Annotated in this window: 19 protein-coding genes and 1 riboswitch; of the genes, 11 read left to right on the top strand and 8 right to left on the bottom strand. The window is 72.4% G+C overall.

Annotated elements, in window-relative coordinates; translation table 11 throughout:
- The first annotated feature begins 24 nt into the window (after positions 1–24).
- From ACIRS4_RS19140 to ACIRS4_RS19130, 3 genes are read left to right on the top strand one after another with little or no spacing between them, the layout of a single operon-like run.
- A complete protein-coding gene (locus ACIRS4_RS19140) occupies positions 25–429 on the top strand; it encodes a hypothetical protein (protein ID WP_404197024.1) in 405 nt (134 codons plus the stop codon).
- Between the two features lie 5 nt (positions 430–434).
- Positions 435–944, top strand: coding sequence for a thiol-disulfide oxidoreductase DCC family protein (locus ACIRS4_RS19135; protein WP_404197021.1), 510 nt, complete (start codon positions 435–437; stop codon positions 942–944).
- A gap of 11 nt (positions 945–955) precedes the next feature.
- Positions 956–1,759, top strand: coding sequence for a TetR/AcrR family transcriptional regulator (locus ACIRS4_RS19130; RefSeq protein ID WP_404197018.1), 804 nt, complete (start codon positions 956–958; stop codon positions 1,757–1,759).
- 37 nt (positions 1,760–1,796) lie between these two features.
- Here ACIRS4_RS19130 and ACIRS4_RS19125 read toward each other — a convergent pair whose 3' ends face one another.
- From ACIRS4_RS19125 to ACIRS4_RS19110, 4 genes are all read right to left on the bottom strand, one after another.
- Positions 1,797–2,204, bottom strand: coding sequence for an ATP-binding protein (locus ACIRS4_RS19125; protein WP_404197016.1), 408 nt, complete (start codon positions 2,202–2,204; stop codon positions 1,797–1,799).
- Between the two features lie 90 nt (positions 2,205–2,294).
- On the bottom strand, positions 2,295–3,833 hold the full coding sequence (locus ACIRS4_RS19120) for an ABC transporter substrate-binding protein (RefSeq protein WP_404197014.1): 1,539 nt from the start codon (positions 3,831–3,833) through the stop codon (positions 2,295–2,297).
- Between the two features lie 236 nt (positions 3,834–4,069).
- Positions 4,070–5,335: a metallophosphoesterase gene (locus tag ACIRS4_RS19115; protein ID WP_404197011.1), complete on the bottom strand. Its 1,266-nt coding sequence runs from the start codon at positions 5,333–5,335 to the stop codon at positions 4,070–4,072.
- Positions 5,336–5,374: 39 nt separating this feature from the next.
- Positions 5,375–5,614, bottom strand: a complete 240-nt coding sequence (locus ACIRS4_RS19110) for an SCO4848 family membrane protein (protein WP_404197008.1) — start codon at positions 5,612–5,614, stop codon at positions 5,375–5,377.
- 91 nt (positions 5,615–5,705) lie between these two features.
- Here ACIRS4_RS19110 and ACIRS4_RS19105 point away from each other — a divergent pair, with 91 nt between their 5' ends.
- Positions 5,706–7,088, top strand: coding sequence for a D-alanyl-D-alanine carboxypeptidase family protein (locus ACIRS4_RS19105; protein ID WP_404197005.1), 1,383 nt, complete (start codon positions 5,706–5,708; stop codon positions 7,086–7,088).
- Here ACIRS4_RS19105 and ACIRS4_RS19100 read toward each other — a convergent pair.
- Complete coding sequence (locus tag ACIRS4_RS19100) at positions 7,042–7,989, bottom strand: YihY/virulence factor BrkB family protein (RefSeq protein WP_404197003.1); 948 nt, start codon at positions 7,987–7,989, stop codon at positions 7,042–7,044. The genes ACIRS4_RS19105 and ACIRS4_RS19100 overlap by 47 nt on opposite strands.
- A 222-nt stretch (positions 7,990–8,211) precedes the next feature.
- Here ACIRS4_RS19100 and ACIRS4_RS19095 point away from each other — a divergent pair, with 222 nt between their 5' ends.
- Positions 8,212–8,967 carry a decaprenylphospho-beta-D-erythro-pentofuranosid-2-ulose 2-reductase gene (locus tag ACIRS4_RS19095; RefSeq protein WP_404197000.1) on the top strand — a complete coding sequence of 252 codons (756 nt, stop codon included), beginning with the start codon at positions 8,212–8,214 and terminating at the stop codon, positions 8,965–8,967.
- Here the strand turns inward: ACIRS4_RS19095 and ACIRS4_RS19090 are convergent, their stop codons facing one another.
- Together ACIRS4_RS19090 and trpS are read right to left on the bottom strand one after the other, a co-directional pair.
- Positions 8,968–9,546: a 2'-5' RNA ligase family protein gene (locus ACIRS4_RS19090; RefSeq protein WP_404196997.1), complete on the bottom strand. Its 579-nt coding sequence runs from the start codon at positions 9,544–9,546 to the stop codon at positions 8,968–8,970.
- 158 nt (positions 9,547–9,704) lie between these two features.
- Positions 9,705–10,718, bottom strand: coding sequence for a tryptophan--tRNA ligase (trpS, locus tag ACIRS4_RS19085; RefSeq protein ID WP_404196995.1), 1,014 nt, complete (start codon positions 10,716–10,718; stop codon positions 9,705–9,707).
- A gap of 142 nt (positions 10,719–10,860) precedes the next feature.
- On the opposite strand from trpS, the gene ACIRS4_RS19080 reads away from it, so the two are divergent.
- The 3 genes from ACIRS4_RS19080 (at position 10,861) to ACIRS4_RS19070 (ending at position 13,161) form a co-directional block, all read left to right on the top strand.
- Positions 10,861–11,421: an RNA polymerase sigma factor gene (locus tag ACIRS4_RS19080; RefSeq protein ID WP_404196993.1), complete on the top strand. Its 561-nt coding sequence runs from the start codon at positions 10,861–10,863 to the stop codon at positions 11,419–11,421.
- The gene (locus ACIRS4_RS19075; RefSeq protein ID WP_404196990.1) at positions 11,414–12,298 is read left to right on the top strand and encodes a hypothetical protein; all 885 of its coding nucleotides are present in this window, start codon (positions 11,414–11,416) and stop codon (positions 12,296–12,298) included. The genes ACIRS4_RS19080 and ACIRS4_RS19075 overlap by 8 nt, the downstream gene beginning before the upstream one ends.
- A 125-nt stretch (positions 12,299–12,423) precedes the next feature.
- Positions 12,424–13,161: a hypothetical protein gene (locus ACIRS4_RS19070; protein WP_404196987.1), complete on the top strand. Its 738-nt coding sequence runs from the start codon at positions 12,424–12,426 to the stop codon at positions 13,159–13,161.
- Positions 13,162–13,187: 26 nt separating this feature from the next.
- Here ACIRS4_RS19070 and ACIRS4_RS19065 read toward each other — a convergent pair whose 3' ends face one another.
- Positions 13,188–14,639 (bottom strand): glycine hydroxymethyltransferase, encoded by a 1,452-nt coding sequence (locus ACIRS4_RS19065; protein ID WP_404196985.1) that lies wholly within the window; start codon positions 14,637–14,639, stop codon positions 13,188–13,190.
- A gap of 49 nt (positions 14,640–14,688) precedes the next feature.
- Positions 14,689–14,777: riboswitch (ZMP/ZTP riboswitch) on the bottom strand.
- A gap of 407 nt (positions 14,778–15,184) precedes the next feature.
- Here ACIRS4_RS19065 and ACIRS4_RS19060 point away from each other — a divergent pair.
- Genes ACIRS4_RS19060 through ACIRS4_RS19050 form a run of 3 tightly spaced genes read left to right on the top strand, consistent with a single transcriptional unit; the run spans position 15,185 to position 19,850 of the window.
- Positions 15,185–15,760, top strand: coding sequence for an antibiotic biosynthesis monooxygenase (locus ACIRS4_RS19060; protein WP_404196982.1), 576 nt, complete (start codon positions 15,185–15,187; stop codon positions 15,758–15,760).
- Between the two features lie 29 nt (positions 15,761–15,789).
- Positions 15,790–18,330: an aminodeoxychorismate synthase component I gene (gene pabB / locus ACIRS4_RS19055; protein WP_404196979.1), complete on the top strand. Its 2,541-nt coding sequence runs from the start codon at positions 15,790–15,792 to the stop codon at positions 18,328–18,330.
- The gene (locus ACIRS4_RS19050; protein WP_404196976.1) at positions 18,327–19,850 is read left to right on the top strand and encodes an AMP-binding protein; all 1,524 of its coding nucleotides are present in this window, start codon (positions 18,327–18,329) and stop codon (positions 19,848–19,850) included. The genes pabB and ACIRS4_RS19050 overlap by 4 nt, the downstream gene beginning before the upstream one ends.
- The last annotated feature ends 48 nt before the right edge of the window (positions 19,851–19,898 follow it).

The following is a 19,898-nucleotide window of genomic DNA, read 5'->3' as shown; positions in this document are numbered from 1 at the left end:
ACGCGTTCAGAAGAGGTGGGGAACATGGATCGCACGGTCATCGCGTACGTCATCTACCTGGTGGTCAGCATCGGTCTGACCGTCTGGGTCGCCCGGACCCTCAGCCGCAACGGACGGATCTTCCTCGCCGACGTGCTGCACGGGAACGAGAAGCTCGCCGACGCCGTCAACCACCTCCTGGTGGTCGGCTTCTACCTCGTCAACCTCGGCTTCGTCGCGCTGTACCTCAGCGGGGACGAGACGATCCAGGACACCCGCGGCGTCTTCGAGGCACTGTCGACCAAGCTCGGCGTGGTGCTCCTGGTGCTCGGCGTGATGCACCTGAGCAACGTGTACGTGCTCAACCGGATCCGGCGGCGCGGGGTCATGGAGCGCGAGCACGTCCCGCCGGTCGCCCCGCAGGGCTGGGCGCCCTCGGCCGGGGCGTGAGCGCGATGACGGCCGACCGCGCCGGCGCCGACCGGGACGCCGCCCGCGTCCCGGTCCGCCGGCTCACCGTGCTCTACGACGCCGACTGCGGCCTGTGCTCCTTCGTGCGCGACTGGCTGGCCCGGCAACCGCAACTGGTCCCGCTGGACCTGGTCCCGGCCGCCTCCCCGGAGGCCGCCGCCCGCTTCCCCGGGCTGGACCACCGGGCCACCCTGGAGGAGATCACCGTCGTGGGCGACGGCGGCCAGGTCTACCGGGGCTCCGCCGCGTGGATCGTCACCCTGTGGGCCCTGCGCGAGCACCGCCCGCTCGCCCACCGCCTGAGCACCCCCGCCGGGGCGAAGCTCGCCAAGGGCGCGGTCCTGGCCGCCGCCAAGTGGCGCGGGGCCCGGTGGAGGGACACCGGCTGGGGCGGCGGCGTGTACCGAAGCGCCGACGGCTGGTCCTTCCACCCGCACAACGGCTGGACCTACACCCCGCCCTCCTGTGCCGGCGGCGCGTGCGCCACTGACTAGGCTTTCCTTCCGTGTCCGCGAAGAACGAAGGCCCCGCAGAGGGCGCCGCCCCGTCCGAGTCCTCCGCGCTCTCCGACCCCGCCGAGGCGGTCGAGGGGGCCGAGGGCGCCGCCCGGTCCAAGTCCGAGCAGACCCGCGCGCTGATCCTGGAGACCGCGATGCGGCTGTTCCAGGAGCGCGGCTACGACAAGACGACGATGCGGGCCATCGCCCAGGAGGCCGGTGTCTCCGTGGGCAACGCCTACTACTACTTCGCGGGCAAGGAGCACCTGATCCAGGGCTTCTACGACCGGCTCGCCGCCGAGCACCGGGTGGCGATCCGGGACGTCCTGGCCAGGGAGACGAGCCTGGAGGCGCGGCTCGCGGGCGTGCTGCGGGTCTGGCTGGACGTGGCCACGCCGTACCACGAGTTCGCCGTGCAGTTCTTCAAGAACGCCGCCGACCCGGACAGCCCGCTCAGCCCCTTCTCCCCGGAGTCGGAGCACGCGCGCCTGGAGGCGATCGCCGTCCACCAGCAGGTGCTCGCCGGGTCCAAGGCGAAGGTGCCGGAGGAACTGCGGGAGGTGCTGCCCGAGTTGATGTGGCTCTCCCAGATGGGGCTCGTCCTGTACTGGATCTTCGACCGCACGGAGGGACGTGAGCGCAGCTACCGGCTCGCGGAGCGGGGCGCGCGCCTCACCGCCCGCGGGGTGACGCTGTCGCGGTTCCGGGTGCTGCGGCCGCTCGTCCACGAGGTGCACGAGCTGTTCACGGACTTCCTGCCGGGAATGACGAGGGCTCTGCCGGACCCGGCGAGGAAGCGGGGCGAGGCGTAGGCGGCGCGGGTCCGTGGGCGTCGCCGTGGGCTTCGCGTCAGGCCTCGTCGGCGGTGAGCACCAGAGCCCACACCGTCTTGCCGTGCCGGCCCCGGCCCCACACCCCCCACGCTGCCGCCACATGCTCCACCAGGTGCAGCCCGCGGCCGTGCTCGTCCCACTCGGAGACCGCGCGGGGGCGCGGCTCGTGGCGGCCCTCGTCCGAGACCTCGATGAGGCAGGAGCCGTCGGCGAGGGCCGTCACGGCCACCTCGAACTCCCGCTCCCGCAGCAGCCCGTGGCGTACGACGTTGGTCGCCAGCTCGGAGACCAGCAGCAGGGCGTCACCGAGGGCCGGGTCGTCCGGGCCGTGGCCCCACTGGGCCAGATGGTCCCGCACCCGGCGCCGGGCGAGCCCGACGGACGCCGGGTGCCGGGGCAGCCGGAAGGAGTTGCGTCTCAGCACGTCTGCTCCTCCCACACCTCCGCCACCAGGACCCGCGTCGGGTGACTGCCCGGTGTGCGGCGGACGCATGCGGACGCACGGCTGCCGGAGTCAGATCCAGTTCAACTTCCACAGCCGGAACACGCCGTCGCCGTCCGCGAGATACTGGCCGCCGCCGACGTCCGCGCTGGTCAGGACGTACTCTTTGCGCTGCCACAGCGGGACGACCGGCACGTCGTCGGCGATGAACTCCTGGAGTTCGCGGAAGTCGTCGAAGACACGGCTCCGGTCGGCGTAGCGGCGGCTGTCCTTGATGAAGCCGTCGACCGGCTTGCTGCTGTAGCCCGTGTTCATGGTGGAGCCGGTGCCGACGAGCGGGGCGGCGAAGGTGTCCGGGTCGGGATAGTCGGCGACCCAGCCGACGGCGTACGCGTCGAGCTTGCCGGTCGCCCACCGCTTCTGGAAGTCGGTCCATTCGTAGCCCTTGACGGTCACCTCGAACAGACCGGAGGCCTCCAGCTGCCGCTTGATCTCCTTGGCCTCCTGCTCGGCCGCGCCGCTGCCCAGCCCGTAGCCGTAGGTGAAGGCGACGGGGACGCTGACGCCGGCCTGCTGGAGCAGCTTGCGCGCCTTCTGGGGGTTCTGGTCCGGGTAGGCGTCGAAGAAGGAGGTGGTGTGGCCGGTGATGCCGGTCGGGATCAGGGAGAACAGCGGGTCGACGGTGCCGTCGTACACGGAGTTCGCCAGTTGCTCGCGGTCGATCAGCCAGGCCACCGCCTTGCGGACGGCTGCCTGGTGCAGGGGGGACCCGGCGCGGGTGTTGAAGTACAGGTTGCGGGTCTCGGAGCTGTCTGCCTCGGTGACGCGCTGGTCCGGGTCGCTGGTGTTCAGGGCGGCCAGCACGTTCGGGGGCAGCTGGCGGGTGGCGGCGTCGACCTCCTTGGCCTTCCACGCCTGGTCGAGGGCCTCGGGGTCGGCGTAGTACCGCAGTTCCACGGGTCGTCCGGTGCTGACCGCGCCGTGATAGCGGGAGTTGGGGGTGAGCTCGGCGCGCTTGCCCTTGGTGTAGCCGGTGAGTGTGTACGGTCCGGTGCCGTCGACCTGGTCGCCGGTGCGCAGGCTGTCCGCCGGGTAGCGCTCGCGGTCGACGATCGAGCCGGCGCCGGTGGCCACCTTGAACGGGAACGTGGCGTCCGGAGCGGCGAGATGGAAGGTGACGGTGTCGCCCTGGGCGTCCACCGACCTCAGGGTGGACAGCAGGCTAGCGGGGCCCACCTCGGCGTTGATCTTCTTCACCCGGTCGAAGGAGTACTTCACGTCCTCGGCGGTCAGCTCGCGGCCGCTGGGGAAGGTGAGGTCGTCGCGCAGACGGCACCGGTACGTGGTGAGACCGCCGGCGGCGAACGCGCAGCTCCTGGCCGCGTCGGGGACCGGTGTCGTGCCGCCCGGCTCGTACGTCAGCAGCGACTGGAAGACGTTGCTGAACAGCGCCCAGGAAGCGGCGTCGTAGGCGCCGGCCGGGTCGAGCGAGGTGACGGTGTCCGTCGTGCCGACCTTGATCGCCTTGCCCGGGCCGCCCCGGGCCGGCATCAACTGCCAGCCGCCCACCGCGACCACCGCGAGCACCATCGACGTGACCAGGATGCGCATGCGAACCGAGCGCATGGGTGTGCCCTGCCCTCCCCGGGCCCGTACGCCCGGCACATGAAAAGCGCCGCTCCCCTTGGCGGCGGGCTCACCTAACCACACCGGTTTCGGCCGGGGGAAGGGGATTGGGCGGAGATGAGAAAGTACTTACCGACCGGTTGTTTCAACCGAGTTGCACAAGTCCTCCCTCCCCAGGGGCGCGGCTGTCCGCGGCCGGGGAAGGCCGGGAGGGCGGGCGGTCAGGCGTCGGGGGAGGTCAGTTGGATGAGGGTGATGTCCGAGGGGGCGCCCACTCGGGTGGGTGGACCCCAGGCGCCGGCGCCCCGGGAGACGTAGAGCTGGGTGTCGCCGTAGCGTTCCAGGCCCGCCACCGTGGGGTTCGCGGCGGCGGCGATGAGGCTGCCGGGCCAGAGCTGGCCGCCGTGGGTGTGGCCGGAGAGCTGGAGGTCGACGCCGTGCTCGACGGCGTCGTGGATCTGCACGGGCTGGTGGGCGAGGAGCACGCACGCGCGTGCGGTGTCCCGGTCGCCGAGCGCCTTGACGAAGTCGGGGCCGTGGCCCTCGCTCTCGCCCGCCACGTCGTTGACGCCGGCCAGGTCGAACCACGGCAGTTCCGTGCGCGCGTTCTCCAGCGGGAGCAGGCCGAGGCGGCGCACCTCCTCCACCCACTGCTCGGCGCCGGAGAAGTACTCGTGGTTGCCGGTGACGAAGAAGCTGCCGTGACGGGCCTTCAGCCCGGCGAGCGGCGCGGCGGCCGGACCGAGGTCCTTGACGCTGCCGTCGACCAGGTCGCCGACGACGGCGATCAGGTCCGGCTGGGTTCCGTTGATCGTGTCGACGACCTTGCGGGCGAAGTCCCGGCCGAGGACCGGCCCCAGATGGATGTCGCTGACGACGGCGATCCGGTAACCGTGGGCCGCGCGCGGCAGCTTGGCCAAGGGGACGGTGACCCGCTTCACCCTCGGCCCTCGCAGCACGCCGTAGGTGCCGTAGCCGACGGTCCCGACGGCGGCGGCCGCCGCGGCCCCGCCGACGACCCGGGAGACGAACAGACGCCGGGAGGGCGCGGGGGACGCGGGAGGCGCGGGAGGGGCGGGAGGCGCCGGGTCCTCTGCGGCGGCGAGCGGGGGCGCCGTCACCACCGCCGGCGTCGGGGCGGGGGCCGCCCGCTCGGACGTGCGGTCGCGTCGTTCCAGGTGACGGCGCAGCAGGGGGCGTACCGCCTCGCCGGCGAGAACGCCCAGCAGCAGGTACACCGACAGCGCCAGCCACAAAAAGCCCGGCCAGGCCAGGGCCTGCTGGAGCGGGAAGGGGGCGCCGGTGCGCTCGGCGACGAGGGCGCCGACGGCCATGGCCCAGCCGCCCGCGATGAGGGCCGCGCCGCCGCGGCGGACCCAGCCGGGGCCACGGGTGGTGTCCCGGAACAGCCGCCGCCACACGTACCAGTTGGCCGTCACGACGACGGCCAGAACGGCCAGGGCGAGCAGCACGAAAAGGATGGCCACGGTGTCTTGGTCCCCGCTGTCTGCTGTGGTCGGTGGTGGCTATGACGTTCGGCGCAGTGCGCGCAGTCCGCGCAACCCGATGACGCCGATGACCGTCCCCAATACGAAGGAGACGACGGCCAGCATCAGATGCACCCAGAAGTACGCCGTCGGGTCGCCGTCCTCGAACGCCAGCCCGCTGCCGTCCTTGATCAGGTTTTTGACGAAAGTGATCCAGATGACCCAGCTCCACACCCCGAAGGCGAGCAGGAACCAGGACACGGGGCGGCTGAGCTTCATGCCTTCAGTATCGCCGCCCGGTGTCCGGTTCCGTGTCCGGGGTGGGGAGGGGCGCGGGACTTCGACCCGCCGGGCAGGTACGTTCTGCGTCGTGCCCGCACCTTTGATGCAGACCGTCAGGCGATCCCTGCTGGTCACCTCCGCGACCCTCGCGTCCCTCGCGCTGACCGCGCCCATGTCCCTGGCGGCCCCACCGAGCCCGTCACCGTCCGCGCCCGCCTCCCCGCCCGTGCCCGCCTCCCCGTCCGCGGGGGCCTCGCCGTCCGCAGGGGCCTCGCCGTCGAAGAGTCCGACGGCCACTCCCCCGGCGGGCATGTCGACCGTGGGCGGCGTGCGCCTCGGGCAGGCCGGGACGCAGGCCGACCTGGCGGGGGGCGCCCCGGTGCTGCCGAAGGACGTCACCGCCCGGTCGTGGATCGTCGCGGACGCCGAGTCCGGCGAGGTGCTCGCCGCGCACAACGCGCACTGGCGGCTGGCCCCGGCGAGCACGCTGAAGATGCTGTTCGCGGACACCGTGCTGCCGCGCTTCCCCGGGACCGCGCGGCACAAGGTCACCCCGAAGGACCTGGAGGGCCTCGGCCCGGGTTCCAGCCTGGTCGGGATAAAGGAGAACGAGACCTACTCGGTCCACGACCTCTGGCTGGGAGTGTTCCTGAAGTCCGGCAACGACGCCGTGCGCGTGCTGTCGTCGATGAACGGCGGCGTCGGCCGGACGGTGGCGGAGATGAACGAGCACGCCGAGGACCTCCAGGCCCTCGACACGCACGTGGTCTCCCCCGACGGCTACGACGCCTCGGGCCAGGTGTCATCGGCGTACGACCTGACGCTGATCGCCCGCTCCGGGCTGCAGAAGAAGGACTTCCGGGAGTACTGCTCGACCGTGCGGGCCGCGTTCCCGGGCGAGACGAAGAAGGACAAGAAGGGCAAGACCACCCGCCGCACCTTCGAGATCCAGAACACCAACCGGCTGCTGCGCGGCGACTACGACATCTCCCAGTACCCGGGCATCGCCGGCGTCAAGAACGGCAACACCACCAACGCGGGCGCCACCTTCACCGGGGTCGCCGAGCGGGGCGGCCGGGTGCTGCTGGTCACCGTCATGAACCCGGAGAAGAGCGCCCACAACGAGGTCTACAAGGAGACCGCCGCCCTGTTCGACTGGGGTTTCCAGGCGGCCGGCAAGGTGCGGCCCGTCGGCGAGCTGGTCCCGCCGAAGGGCGCCGTGCAGTCCGGCGCCCAGCCCGGCGGCAAGCCCTCGAAGGGGGCGGGTGAGGACTCCGCGGCGACGGGAGGGGCCGGCGGCACGGGGAACGGGTCCGCGAAGCCCGTGGCCGGCGCGGTGACCGGGAAGGGCGCCGGAGGCGTCGGCATCGCCATGGCGATCACCGGTGGGGTGCTGGTGCTGCTCGCGGGTGCCGCGTACCTCGTCAACCGCCGGTGGCCGCTGCCGGACCTGGTGCGCCGCCGCCGCTGAGCTCGCCGGGGCCGGCGTCGCCGTTCGCGGCCTCGCGGTGCTCCTCGTCCGCCTCCTTGGCGGGCGTCGCCGTCCACGAGGCGCTGAACAGGACCAGTTTCGCGGTGAAGTTGATCCACAGCAGCAGGGCGATGGGCACGCCGAACGCGCCGTACATGCTCTTCGTGGCGACGCCCTGCATGTAGCCGCTGAGCAGCAGCTTCAGCAGTTCGAAGCCGACCGCGCCGGTCAGCGCGGCCACGAACAGGCGGTGGCGGCTCGGTTCGACGCCGGGCAGCAGGGTGAGGACGTACAGGAGCAGCAGGAAGTCCGCGAGGACGGCGACGAGGAACGCGACGACGTGCAGCAGGACGCCGCCCCAGCCGCCCTCGTCGATGCCGAGCTGCCGGGTGATCCAGCCGACCATCGCGGAGGCGACCGTGGAGGCGGCGAGGGTGAGGAGGACCGCGCCGCCGAGGCCGAGGAGGATGCCGAGGTCCTTGACCTTGCGCAGGACGGGGTTCTCCTCCTCGTCGGACAGCTCCCAGACGGCTCGCAGGCATTCACGCGTCGAGCCGGCCCAGCCGACGCCGGTGAACAGCAGCGCGGCGGCGGCGATGAGACCGACGGTGCCGGCGTTCTGCACCAGGCCTTCGATGTCCAGCTGGTCGGAGATGCCGGGCACCTGCTCGGTGAGCTTGTCCCGGAGCTCGCCCTGCCGCTCGGCGCCCAGTGTGGCGGCGGCGATGGTGGCGGCCAGGGTCAGCAGCGGGAAGAGCGCGACGAAGCTGGTGAACGTCATCGCGGCGGCCAGCCGGGTCCAGTGCACCCGGTCGAGCCGTTCGTAGGACCGCCACGCGTGCGTGAGCATCGCGCGCGTGACGAGCGGCCCGATCCCGGGGAGCTTTTTCAGCCAGTCCATACTCCGACTCTGCCCTCGCGGATGCAGCCGATGCTCCCAGGACCGGCCTCGGTCGGCCCAGGCCGACCACGTGCGGCTGCCGGCCGGTACGGGCCTCCCGTGGGGCGACATCCCACTAATCACCCGTTTCGGGTAGTCGGGGATGTTTCACCATGAACCGCCTTGCGGGAGGGCGGTACGGTCGCCGACATGTCCGTCGGCCCTCGACCTCCAGGAGCTGTCGTGAAGGACGCCTTTGGCCTTCCCCGGTCCCTCCTCGTCCTCGGCGGGACGTCGGAGATCGCGCTGGCCACCGCGCGCCGTCTGATCGCCCGCCGCACCCGCACGGTGTGGCTGGCGGGGCGCCCCTCACCGGCCCTGGAGTCGGCCGCGGCCGGGCTGCGCGCCCTGGGCGCGCTGGTGCACACGGTCGCCTTCGACGCGCTCGACCCCGGGTCCCACGAGAGCGTCCTCGGCAAGGTGTTCGCGGAGGGCGACGTCGACCTGGTGCTGCTCGCGTTCGGAGTGCCGGGCGATCAGGCGCACGACGAGCGCGACCCGGCGGCGGCCGTGCGCGTCGCGCAGACCAACTACACGGGCGCGGTGTCGGCGGGCCTGGTCGCCGCGTGCGCACTGCAGTCGCAGGGCCACGGCTCGCTGGTCGTGCTGTCCTCCGTCGCCGGCGAGCGCGCCCGCCGCGCCGACTTCATCTACGGCTCCAGCAAGGCCGGCCTGGACGCCTTCACCCAGGGGCTGGGCGACGCGCTGTACGGCACGGGCGTGCACGTCATGGTCGTACGCCCGGGTTTCGTGCGGACGAGGAGCACCGCCGGCCTTCCCGAAGGGCCCCTGGCCACCACTCCGGAGGCGGTCGCCACGGCTATCGAGCTGGGCCTGCGCCGCCGCTCGGAGACGGTGTGGGCGCCGGGCCTGCTGCGCGTGCGGATGGCGGCGCTGCGGCATCTGCCGCGGGGGCTCTTCCGCAGACTGCCGCTGTAGTTACCGGGTGGGCAGGGTGTCGCGGTCGACGTGGGGGGTCTGCGGGGGCACCGTCGGCCCGCCGAAGGGGTACTCGCGCAGCTTGCGCCAGACGGCGTCGGCGCCCTGTTCGTAGAGCGCGAAGCCGGTGCAGGACCACTGCGCCTCGTAGTCGGCGAGCTCCGCGAAGGCGCGGTCCATGGCCGCCTCGTCGATGCCGTGCGCCACGGTGACGTGCGGGTGGTACGGGAACTGCAGTTCGCGTGCGATGGGGCCCGCGGGGTCGCGGACCTGCTGCTGGAGCCGGGTGCAGTCCGTCCGGCCCTCGGCGATCCGCACGTACACCACCGGCGACAGGGGCCGGAAGGTGCCCGTCCCGGACAGTCGCATCGGGAACGGCCGGCCCGCCGAGGCGACCCGCAGCAGATGCGCCTCGACGGCCGGCAGGCTCGCGGAGTCGACCTCGGTCGGCGGAAGCAGGGTGACGTGCGTGGGGATGCCGTGCGCGGCGGCGTCGCCGAAGCCCGCGCGCCGCTCCTGGAGCAGGCTGCCGTGAGGCTCCGGGACCGCGATCGACACGCCGATCGTTACGGTCCCCACGTCGTCTCCTGTCGTCGTGTCAAACGTGCTGTCGCACGCGTGCTCAGTCGTACGTCTATCGACTGTACGGCCACCGCTGTGCGCTGGGCAGGCGCAGCCGAAGTGATGTGCAGCGCTCTGCCGGCGGACGGTGTGTGCGGTGGTGCGCCCGGCCGCGTTCAGTGCTTCGCGGGCAGGAAGCCCACCCTCTCGTACGCCTGGGACAGCGTCTCCGCCGCGACGGCCCGTGCCTTCTCGGCGCCCTTGGCCAGGAGCGAGTCGAGCGTCTCGGGGTCGTCGAGGTACTGCTGGGTGCGCTCCCGGAAGGGGGTCACGAAGTCGACGACGATCTCGGCGAGGTCGGTCTTGAGCGCGCCGTACAGCTTGCCCTCGTAGCGCTGCTCCAGCTCCGGGATGCTCACGCCGGTCAGCGTCGAGTAGACGGTGAGCAGGTTGCTGACACCGGGCTTGTTCTCGGTGTCGTAGCGCACGACCGTGTCGGTGTCGGTGACCGCGCTCTTGACCTTCTTCGCGGTGGCCTTGGGGTCGTCGAGCAGGTTGATGAGGCCCTTCGGCGTGGACGCCGACTTGCTCATCTTGATCGACGGCTCCTGGAGGTCGTAGATCTTCGCCGTCTCCCGCAGGATGTACGGCTTCGGGATCGTGAAGGTCTCCCCGAAGCGGCCGTTGAAGCGCTCGGCGAGGTCACGGGTGAGCTCGATGTGCTGGCGCTGGTCCTCGCCCACGGGGACCTCGTCGGCCTGGTAGAGCAGGATGTCGGCGACCTGGAGGATCGGGTACGTGAACAGGCCGACGGAGGCGCGGTCGGCGCCCTGCTTGGCGGACTTGTCCTTGAACTGCGTCATCCGGGACGCCTCGCCGAAGCCGGTGAGGCAGTTCATCACCCAGGCGAGCTGCGCGTGCTCGGGGACGTGGCTCTGCACGAACAGCGTGCAGCGGTCGGGGTCGAGGCCGGCCGCGAGGAGCTGCGCCGCGGCCAGCCGTGTGTTGGCGACCAGTTCCTTCGGATCCTGCGGGACCGTGATCGCGTGCAGGTCGACGACCATGTAGAAGGCGTCGTGGGACTCCTGCAGAGCCACCCACTGGCGCACGGCGCCCAGGTAGTTGCCGAGGTGGAACGAGCCGGCGGTGGGCTGGATCCCGGAGAGCACGCGGGGTCGGTCATAGGCCATGTCCACCATTGTCTCAGGTGTGGGGGACCGCTCCGGAATCCGTCGGGAACCGATGTGCCCGGGGCGGGAACCTATCGGCGCTCGGCGGTGTAGCAAGAGTGTGAAAGCGCGGGAGGGGGGCCGCATCGCCGATGAGGCCGTGGTGATCGCACGCGTACGCGCCGGGGAGCCGGAGGCGTACGCGGACCTGGTGCGGGCCCATACGGGGATCGCGCTGAGGGCGGCCCGAGCGCTGGGCGCGGGCGCGGACGCGGAGGACGTGGTGCAGCAGGCCTTCTTCAAGGCGTACTGCTCGCTGGGGCGCTTCCGGGACGGCGAGTCGTTCCGGCCGTGGCTGCTGTCGATCGTCGCCAACGAGACGCGCAACACCGTGCGGGCGGCGGGCCGGCGGCTGACGCTGGCGGGCCGGGAGGCTGCGATGGCGGGGGCGGAGCCGCTGATACCGGAGTCGGCCGATCCGGCGGTTGCGGCCGTGGCGGGCGAGCGACGCCTCGCACTGCTGTCCGCGCTGGACCGGCTCAGTGAGGAGCACCGGCTGGTCGTCACGTACCGCTACCTGCTGGAGATGGACGAGCCCGAGACGGCCCAGGCGCTGGGCTGGCCGAGGGGGACGGTGAAGTCCCGGCTGAATCGCGCCCTGCGCAAACTGGGGCGGCTGTTGCCGGAGGGCGGGGTGCGGGGAGGAGGTGACGACGATGGGTGAGGACCGGGACGCCGGACCGCCGAAGGAGCTGCGGGCACAGGACCGGGACACCGGGCTGCCGGAGGAGCTGCGGGCGCTCGGGCGTGCGCTGGACCGGCCGGGGGACGACGGGGGCGAGACCGTGGTCGAGCAGGTGCTCCGGCGGATACTCGCCGAGCAGGTGCCCGTGCCGGTGGCCGAGCCGCGGGGGCCCGCCGAGTGGCTGAGATCGGCGCGCCGCCGGGCGAGGGCGCGGTGGCGGGCGACAGCCGCCGGGCTGTGCGGGCTGGTCGCCGTCCTCGTGCTCACTCCTCCTGTGCGGGCGTCCGTGGCGGACTGGTTCGGCTTCGGCGGGGTCGAGGTGCGGGTGGATCCGTCCGCGGTGCCGTCCGCGCGGGATGCGGCACCGGGCTGTGACGGATCCGTCTCGCTCGGTCAGGCCGCGCGGCAGGCGGGATTCCGGCCCGTGGTGCCGCGCGCGTTCGGGGAGCCGGACGCGGTCACGGTGGTGCCCTTGCCGGGAGACCGGTCCCTGGTGGCCCTGTGCCGACGGGAGCGCGGGCGCACGATCGAGGTCGACGAGTTCCGGGCGGGTCTGGACTTCGCGTTCGTCAAGACCGTCGAGGAGCAGCCCGAGTTCCTGCCGCTGGGCGAGGGCGGGGACGGCGCGGAATCCGGCCAAGTCGTGCCGGAGTACGCCCTGTGGTTCCCGAAGCCGCATGTGCTGACGTTCTGGCTGGTGGGCGCGGACGGCGAGCGTTTCACCCGGTCGGAGCGCACGGCCGGACCGACGCTGCTGTGGACCCACCGCGGCGCGGACGGCGTCGAGTTGACGTTCCGTCTGGAAGGCGTCGAATCCAGGGAACGGGCCCTGGAGATCGCCCGGTCGGTGACCTGACGCACGGTCTCGGAGGCGGCCCGGAACGGCCCGGAAAGGTGGGAACCCCGACGGGCCGGGCGGTGTACCAGAAGTGACACGGCGAGTGCGGGCGGGCCGCACCGGTTCGGACCTGGGGGTGTCGGATGCGCTGGTTGCGTGAACTGGTCGCTCTTGCGGGGGCGTTGGCGCTGGCCTTCGCGGGTGTGGTGCTCGGCGCCACGCCCTCGGCGGCGGGCGGGCCGACGAGTGTGCTGCTGGCCTCGCCCACGAGCCGGGAGACGGCCTCGCTGTACGGCACGGACAACGACTACGGCCGGTTGGACAGACTTCTGCACGACTCGGGCGGAGCGGGCGGGGCGGGGCCCACGAAGCTGGACGAGGTGACGGGCCACATGATCAACATCACGTGGCTCGCGCATGACGTGCATCCCTGGCGGGTGGACCGGGTGTACTGGCTGAGGCCCGGCGACCGGGGGATCTGGATCGAGACGTCCCTGGAGGACTCGTCGGCGGGGACCTCGTCGGCTGGTGCCTGGCACCAGCCGAAGAATCCCGCTCGGTTACGGACGCTGTTCACCGAGCTGGGGGTCATGGGCGAATCGGCGGGCACGGGGGCCGGCGGCCTGTCCGGCGCGGCGGAGGGGCCCGCGCCCGGGGCGGCGAAGGCCTCCGCGAAGCCGTCCGCCGGTGTGGACGAGCCGGTCGCCCGGTCGGCCGCCAGTGGCGACCCGGCCCTCGGGACCGGCTGGTGGTGGGCGATACCCGCGCTCGCACTGGGCCTCGCCCTGGGCTTCTGCTGGGCCCTTCTGACACGCCGTGCGGCAGCGCCGGAGGTGTCCGGGCCGCCGCACGAGCCGCGACGCAAGCTCATCGATCTCTGACAGGAGACGGAGCTCGCAGGTTTCGGTCAGCCGAGGTCGATGTCCGGGTACAGGGGGAAACCGGCGACGAGGTCGGTGGCTCGGTGGGCGACCTCGTCGGCGATCTTCTGGTCGAGGACGTGGGAGGCCTTGCTCGGGGCGCCCGACTTCGTCGTGCCGGGCTGCGTCGTGATGAGGACTCGGTCGATCAGCCCCGCGACCTCGTCCATCTCCGCCGTACCCAGGCCGCGGGTGGTGAGCGCCGGGGTGCCGATGCGGATGCCGGAGGTGTACCAGGCGCCGTTGGGGTCGGCGGGGATGGCGTTGCGGTTGGTGACGATGCCGGAGTCCAGCAGGGCGGCCTCCGCCTGGCGGCCGGTGAGGCCGTAGGAGGTGGCGACGTCGATCAGGTTGAGGTGGTTGTCGGTGCCGCCGGTGACGAGGGTCGCGCCCCGGCGCATGAGGCCTTCGGCGAGGGCGCGGGAGTTGTCGACGATGCGCTGGGCGTAGTCCTGGAAGGACGGCTGCCGGGCCTCGGCGAGGGCGACGGCCTTGGCGGCCATCACATGCGGGAGGGGGCCGCCGAGGACCATCGGGCAGCCGCGGTCCACCTGGTCCTTGAGGGAGTCGTCGCACAGGACCATGCCGCCGCGCGGGCCGCGCAGCGACTTGTGGGTGGTGGTGGTGACGATCTGGGCGTGCGGCACCGGGTCGAAGTCGCCGGTGAGGACCTTGCCCGCGACGAGACCCGCGAAGTGGGCCATGTCGACCATCAGCGTCGCGCCGACCTCGTCGGCGATCTCGCGCATGATCCGGAAGTTCACCAGGCGCGGGTAGGCCGAGTAGCCGGCGACGATGATCAGCGGCTTGAACTCGCGGGCGGAGGCGCGCAGGGCGTCGTAGTCGATCAGGCCGGTGGCCGGGTCGGTGCCGTAGGAGCGCTGGTCGAACATCTTGCCGGAGATGTTGGGGCGGAAGCCGTGGGTGAGGTGGCCGCCGGCGTCGAGGGACATGCCGAGCATGCGCTGGTTGCCGAAGGCCTGGCGCAGTTCGGCCCAGTCGGCCTCGGAGAGGTCGTTGACCTGGCGGGCGCCGGCCTTCTCCAGGAACGGCGCCTCGACGCGGTCGGCGAGGACGGCCCAGAAGGCGACGAGGTTGGCGTCGATGCCGGAGTGCGGCTGGACGTAGGCGTGGCGGGCGCCGAAGAGTTCGCGGGCGTGCTCGGCGGCGAGGGACTCGACCGTGTCGACGTTGCGACAGCCGGCGTAGAAGCGGCGGCCCACGGTGCCCTCGGCGTACTTGTCGCTGAACCAGTTGCCCATCGCGAGGAGCGTGGCCGGGGAGGCGTAGTTCTCCGAGGCGATCAGCTTGAGCATCTCGCGCTGGTCGGCGACCTCCTGGCCGATGGCGTCGGCGACGCGGGGCTCCACGGCGCGGACGACGTCGAGGGCGGCGCGGAAGGCGGTGGACTGGGTGGAGAGGGGCTGCTGCTCTGACATCTCGTCGGCCTCCGGGTGGCGTGGGTGCTGAGAAGCGGTCACGGGTTCACGGCTCGGCCCAGGCGCACGGCACTCGTCTCACACGGGCCGCTCCCCGATGGTCCGTCCCATCCCAGCGCGCCAGTCACGGCCCGTGGTCAGCCTACCGGCCGGGTACGGACGGCAAGGGCGCGCGTCCACCATGCGAGCGACGTCTTTTTCACCGCGCGTGCGTTCGGCCGTCCGGAGGCCTCGCGGGGGTCACGTGGAGGGATTGCGGAGGACTCAGGGAGGCATCGGGGAGAGGCCATGAAGGGATCGCGGAGCCCTTTCCGGGGGCCCTTTTCGGGTTCTTTCCGGGCCCTTTCCGGAGGTGCGCGGGAATGATGCGCCATTCCGTCCGCCGCCGCAAGCGCTTTCCAGAATTCCATCAGAAGTTACCCCGGATGATCGACCGACATAACAAAGGAGCCTGTCCCAAAACGTCACAAGATCGACATTACCGGCGGCCGAAAAAAGTTCATTGAAGCTTGAACACAGCGGTTGTTCCGGCCGTACTCGAAAGCGTGACCAGTAATCCCGTCACCGTCACCGTGGCCTACCACGTGGTGCCGGGCCACGAGTCGGACTTCCACTCCTGGGGCTGGGCCATGCTGGCCGCGAGCGCCCGGCAACCGGGCTTTCTGGGAGGTGGCGTCCTTGTTGACGGAGAGGCGGAATGGCATGTGGTCTACCGCTTCGCCAGCGAGCGCGACGTGGCCGCCTGGGAGGAGTCGAGCGCTCGCCGGCAGTGGGACGTCGAGGCCGTCGGGTTCTCCCGGCAGGCGGGCCGCAAGAGTGTTCGTGGCGGCAAGGCCTGGTTCGACTCCCAGGCCCCACAGCCCGCCCCACCGGCTCCGCCGTCGAAATGGAAGCTCTGGTTCGTGAATATGAGCGCCGTTTTTCCACCGGTGCTCATATTCAATGTGACCGTGCTTCCCTATCTCGGCGCGCTCAATCCGCTCATTCGTACGCTGTTGCTGTGCCTCTGCGTGACGGGACTCGTCACCTGGATTCTTATGCCGCGCCTCCAGCGATTTTTCAAGAAATGGCTGTATCCACCGCTTCAGGCGCTGCGCGGACGGCACAAACGCACCGCGTAGGACGGGAACGACCAGAGGGAGGTGGGCGGGTGAAGACCCTGCTCATCGACAATTACGACTCGTACACGTACAACCTGTTCCAGCTGATCGCCGAGGTCAACGGCGAGGAACCGGTGGTGATCCTCAACGACACCCCGGCGGAAGCGGTTCCCGACCTCGCCGAGTTCGACAACGTGGTGGTGTCGCCCGGACCCGGGCACCCGGAGAACGCGCGTGACTTCGGCATCGCGGCCCGGGTGATCGCCGGCTCCACGCTGCCCCTGCTCGGCGTCTGCCTGGGACACCAGGGGATCGCGCTCGGGGAGCACGGCGAGGTCACGGCCGCGCCGGAGCCCCGGCACGGCTACCTGACCACCGTGCGGCACGACGACCGTGACCTGTTCCAGGGCCTGCCGCAGGACTTCACCGCGGTCCGCTACCACTCGCTGGCCGTGCGCGAGCCGTTGCCGGACACGCTGGAGGCCACCGCCTGGGCGGAGGACGGCGTGCTGATGGGCCTGCGGCACCGTACGCGGCCGCTGTGGGGCGTGCAGTTCCACCCCGAGTCGGTGCTCACCGAGTACGGCCACCGCATGCTGGTGAACTTCCGCAACCTGACGGCCGAGCGGGCGCGCAAGCTGCGCGCGAAGAACACCGCGGTCCCCCTGAACGCGACCGCCCGCCCCGCGGGCGCCTCCCGGACGGCGGGAGTCCTGCGCTCCCCGGCCCCGCTCTCACCGGCCCCGCTCTCACCGGCGCCGGTGACCTCGACGGCGACGGTGCTCCCGCTGGCCACCCTGGCCCACCCGCCGCACCCCGCGCCCACGGAGACCGCCCCGGAGAGCACCACGGCCAAGGCGGCGCATCCCGCCGCTCCCCTGGTCCCCCGCCCCCGGCGGACCGAAGGGGTCGGGTACCGGGTGCAGTGGCGGCGGGTCGAGGGGGCAGTCGACGCCGAGACCGCTTTCGGGCGGATGTACGCGGGGGCCGAGCGGGCGTTCTGGCTGGACAGTTCACTCGTCGAGCCGGGGCGGTCGCGGTTCTCGTTCTTCGGGGACGGCAGCGGTCCCCTCTCGGAGTTCGTGCGCTACGACGTCGACTCCGGACGCTGCGAGATCGAGCGGCCCGGGAGGCCCCCGCGCAAGGTCCGCGCGAGCGTCTTCGACTATCTGAAGCGGCAGTTGGCGAGCCGCCGGGTGGACCCCGCCGAGCTGCCCTTCGGCTTCACCGGCGGCTACGTCGGGTACTTCGGCTACGAGACCAAGGCCGACTGCGGCTCCCCCAACCGGCACAGCTCCGACGTCCCCGACGCCTGCTGGCTCTTCGCCGACCGGCTGATCGCCGTGGACCACGAGGAGGGCGTCACCTACGCCGTCTGCCTCGCGGAGGACACCGCGCAGGCCGCGCGGGAGGCCGCCGACTGGCTGGACACGGCGCACGCCCGGCTGACCCGCCTGGTCACGGAACCCGGCCCCGCCCTGCCCGCGCCGCCCGTGCCGACGGCGGAGCCGGACCCCGCCGCAGCCGAACCCTGGCTGGTCCGCGACCGCGAGACGTACCTCGCCGACATCGCCGCCTGCCGCCGGGAGCTGCTGGCCGGCACCAGCTACGAGGTGTGCCTGACCGACGCCGCCCGGCTGCCCGCGCCGCCCGACGCCTTCGGCTTCTACCGCGTGCTGCGCCGCAGCGACCCGGCGCCGTACGGGGCCTTCCTGAAGTTCGGGGACCTCGACGTGGCCGGCTCCTCCCCCGAGCGGTTCCTGCGCATCACCCGGGACGGCGTGGCCGAGGCCAGGCCCATCAAGGGCACCGCGCGCCGCGCCGAGGATCCCGTGGAAGACGCCCGGCTGCGGGACGAGCTCGGCGCGGACGACAAGACCCGCGCCGAGAACCTGATGATCGTCGACCTGCTGCGCAACGACCTCGGCAGGCTCTGCCGGACCGGGACGGTCCGGGTGACCGGGCTCATGGAGACCGAGACGTACACGACGGTGCATCAGCTCGTGTCCACCGTCGAGGGCCGGCTGCGCGAGGACAGGGACGCGGTGGACTGCGTCCGCGCCTGCTTCCCGGGCGGCTCGATGACCGGCGCGCCCAAGCTCCGCACGATGGAGATCATCGACGACCTGGAGACCGAGGCCCGCGGGGTCTACTCCGGCGCCCTCGGCTACCTGGGCTGCGGCGGCGACGCCGATCTGAGCATCGTCATCCGCACGGCCGTGATCGCCGACGGGCTGATGCGCGTCGGGGCCGGCGGGGCGATCGTCCTCGACTCCGACCCGGCCGCGGAGTACGACGAGATGCTGCTGAAGACGGCCGGGCAGACGCGGGCGCACGCCGCCGCCCTGGCCTGGCGTCCCCCGGCTGCCGGCCGGCAGCCGGCGAGGGCGGCCGCCCGGCCGGCGGCCCCGCCGTCATCGCTGCCACCCGCTCTGCCGCCCGCACGGCCGTCCGCCGAGCGGCCGCCGGCCCGGCAGCGCCGGGAGCCGGTCGCCGCCTCCCGTGGCCCCCAGCAGCGCCCGTCCACGGTGCGCGCCGACGCCCGGACCGCGCAAACCTCCCAGATCGTCACCCCGGAGCCGGCCCCATGACGTCACCGCAGTCCACGCTGTCCCCGGCCGACCTCCACGTCCCCGGCAACCTCGCGGCGCACCTCGCCGTGCTCGCCGGGCAGCGCGGCTGGCACGAGCGGGCCGCCTTCCACCAGGGGCACCGGACCTGGACCCACGGCGAGGTGCACGCCCTCGCGGCCGGCGCCGCCACCGTGCTCGCCGACCACGGCGTGCGCCCCGGCGACCGGGTGCTGCTCGCCCTGCCGGACGGCATCGCCTGGATCGTCGCCTTCCTCGGCGTCGCCCGCACGGGAGCCACCGCGGTCCTGGTGAACCCCGAACTCCCGGCCCGGGAGCACGCGTTCATGGCCGAGGACACCGACGCCGTCCTGTGCGTCACCGGCCCGGGTCTGGAGAGCCGGTTCGCCGGCCGGGCCCAGCTAGGCGCGGACCAGCTCCTCGCGCTCGCGCCCTTCGCCGAGCCGGCCGCTGCCCACCCCGTCGACGAGCGCACCGCGCTGTACATCCAGTACACGTCGGGCACCACGGGCACCCCCAAGGGGGTCGTGCACCGACACGGCGACCCGCGCCTCTACCACGAGCTGGTGGGCAGACGGCTGCTGCGGATCACCGAGGACGACGTCACCCTGTCGGTGTCCCGGCTGTACTTCGCCTACGGCTTCGGCAACGCCTTCGTCTTCCCGCTCTTCTCCGGTTCCTCCGCGGTGCTGACCGACCGGCGCCCCACCCCGGCGGCGGTGGACGAGCTGGTCGTCCGGCACCGGGTGACGCTGCTCTACTCCGTGCCGTCCGGGTACGCCGCCCTGGCGGCCGACCGCGGCAACGGGCACGAGGCCTGCTTCGCCTCCGTACGGGCCGCCGTGTCGGCCGGTGAGGGCATGCCCGCCGTACTGGAGAGACAGGTCACCGCTCTGCTCGGCGCGCCGGTGCTGGAGCAGATCGGCTCGACCGAGGCCGGGCACGCCTTCTGCGCCAACAGCGTGGCCCACAACCGCCCCGGCACAGTGGGCCGTCCCGTGCCCGGCTTCGAGGTGGAGATCCGCGACCGTGACGGGCGTCCGCTGCCCGAGGGCGCCGAGGGCGAGCTGTGGGTGCGCGGCCCGACGGTGACGTCCGGCTACCTGAACCGTCCCGAGGAGACCGAACGGACCCTGGTCGGCGGCTGGCTGGCCACCCGTGACCGGGCGCGCCGCGAACCGGACGGCACGTACCGGCACTTGGGCCGCTCCGACGACATGGAGATGGTCGGCGGCATCACCGTCTCGCCGTTGGAGGTGGAGGAGGCGCTGCGCGGTCATCCGGCGGTGCGGGAGGTCGCGGTCGTGGCCGTGCGGGACGGTGGCGGCGCCAGCCGGCTGCGGGCGTTCGTCGTCCCGCGCGGCGCGGCGCCGGCCGGTCTGGAGGACGACCTGATCGCGCTGGCGCGCCGGCGGCTGGCCGCCTTCAAGGTGCCGCGCAGCGTCAGCTTCGTCCCGTCGCTGCCCCGCACCCCTACGGGCAAGCTCCGCCGTCACCTGGTCCGCAAGGGCGCGTGGTGACCCGGCGCGACCGGACGCGCACCCCCTCAGAGCCGCACGACCGAAGTG

This window comes from Streptomyces sp. NPDC101166, assembly GCF_044768125.1.
GTDB lineage: Bacteria > Actinomycetota > Actinomycetes > Streptomycetales > Streptomycetaceae > Streptomyces.
Note: the sequence above shows the minus strand (reverse complement) of the source record. Positions and strands in the feature narration are given on the sequence as shown.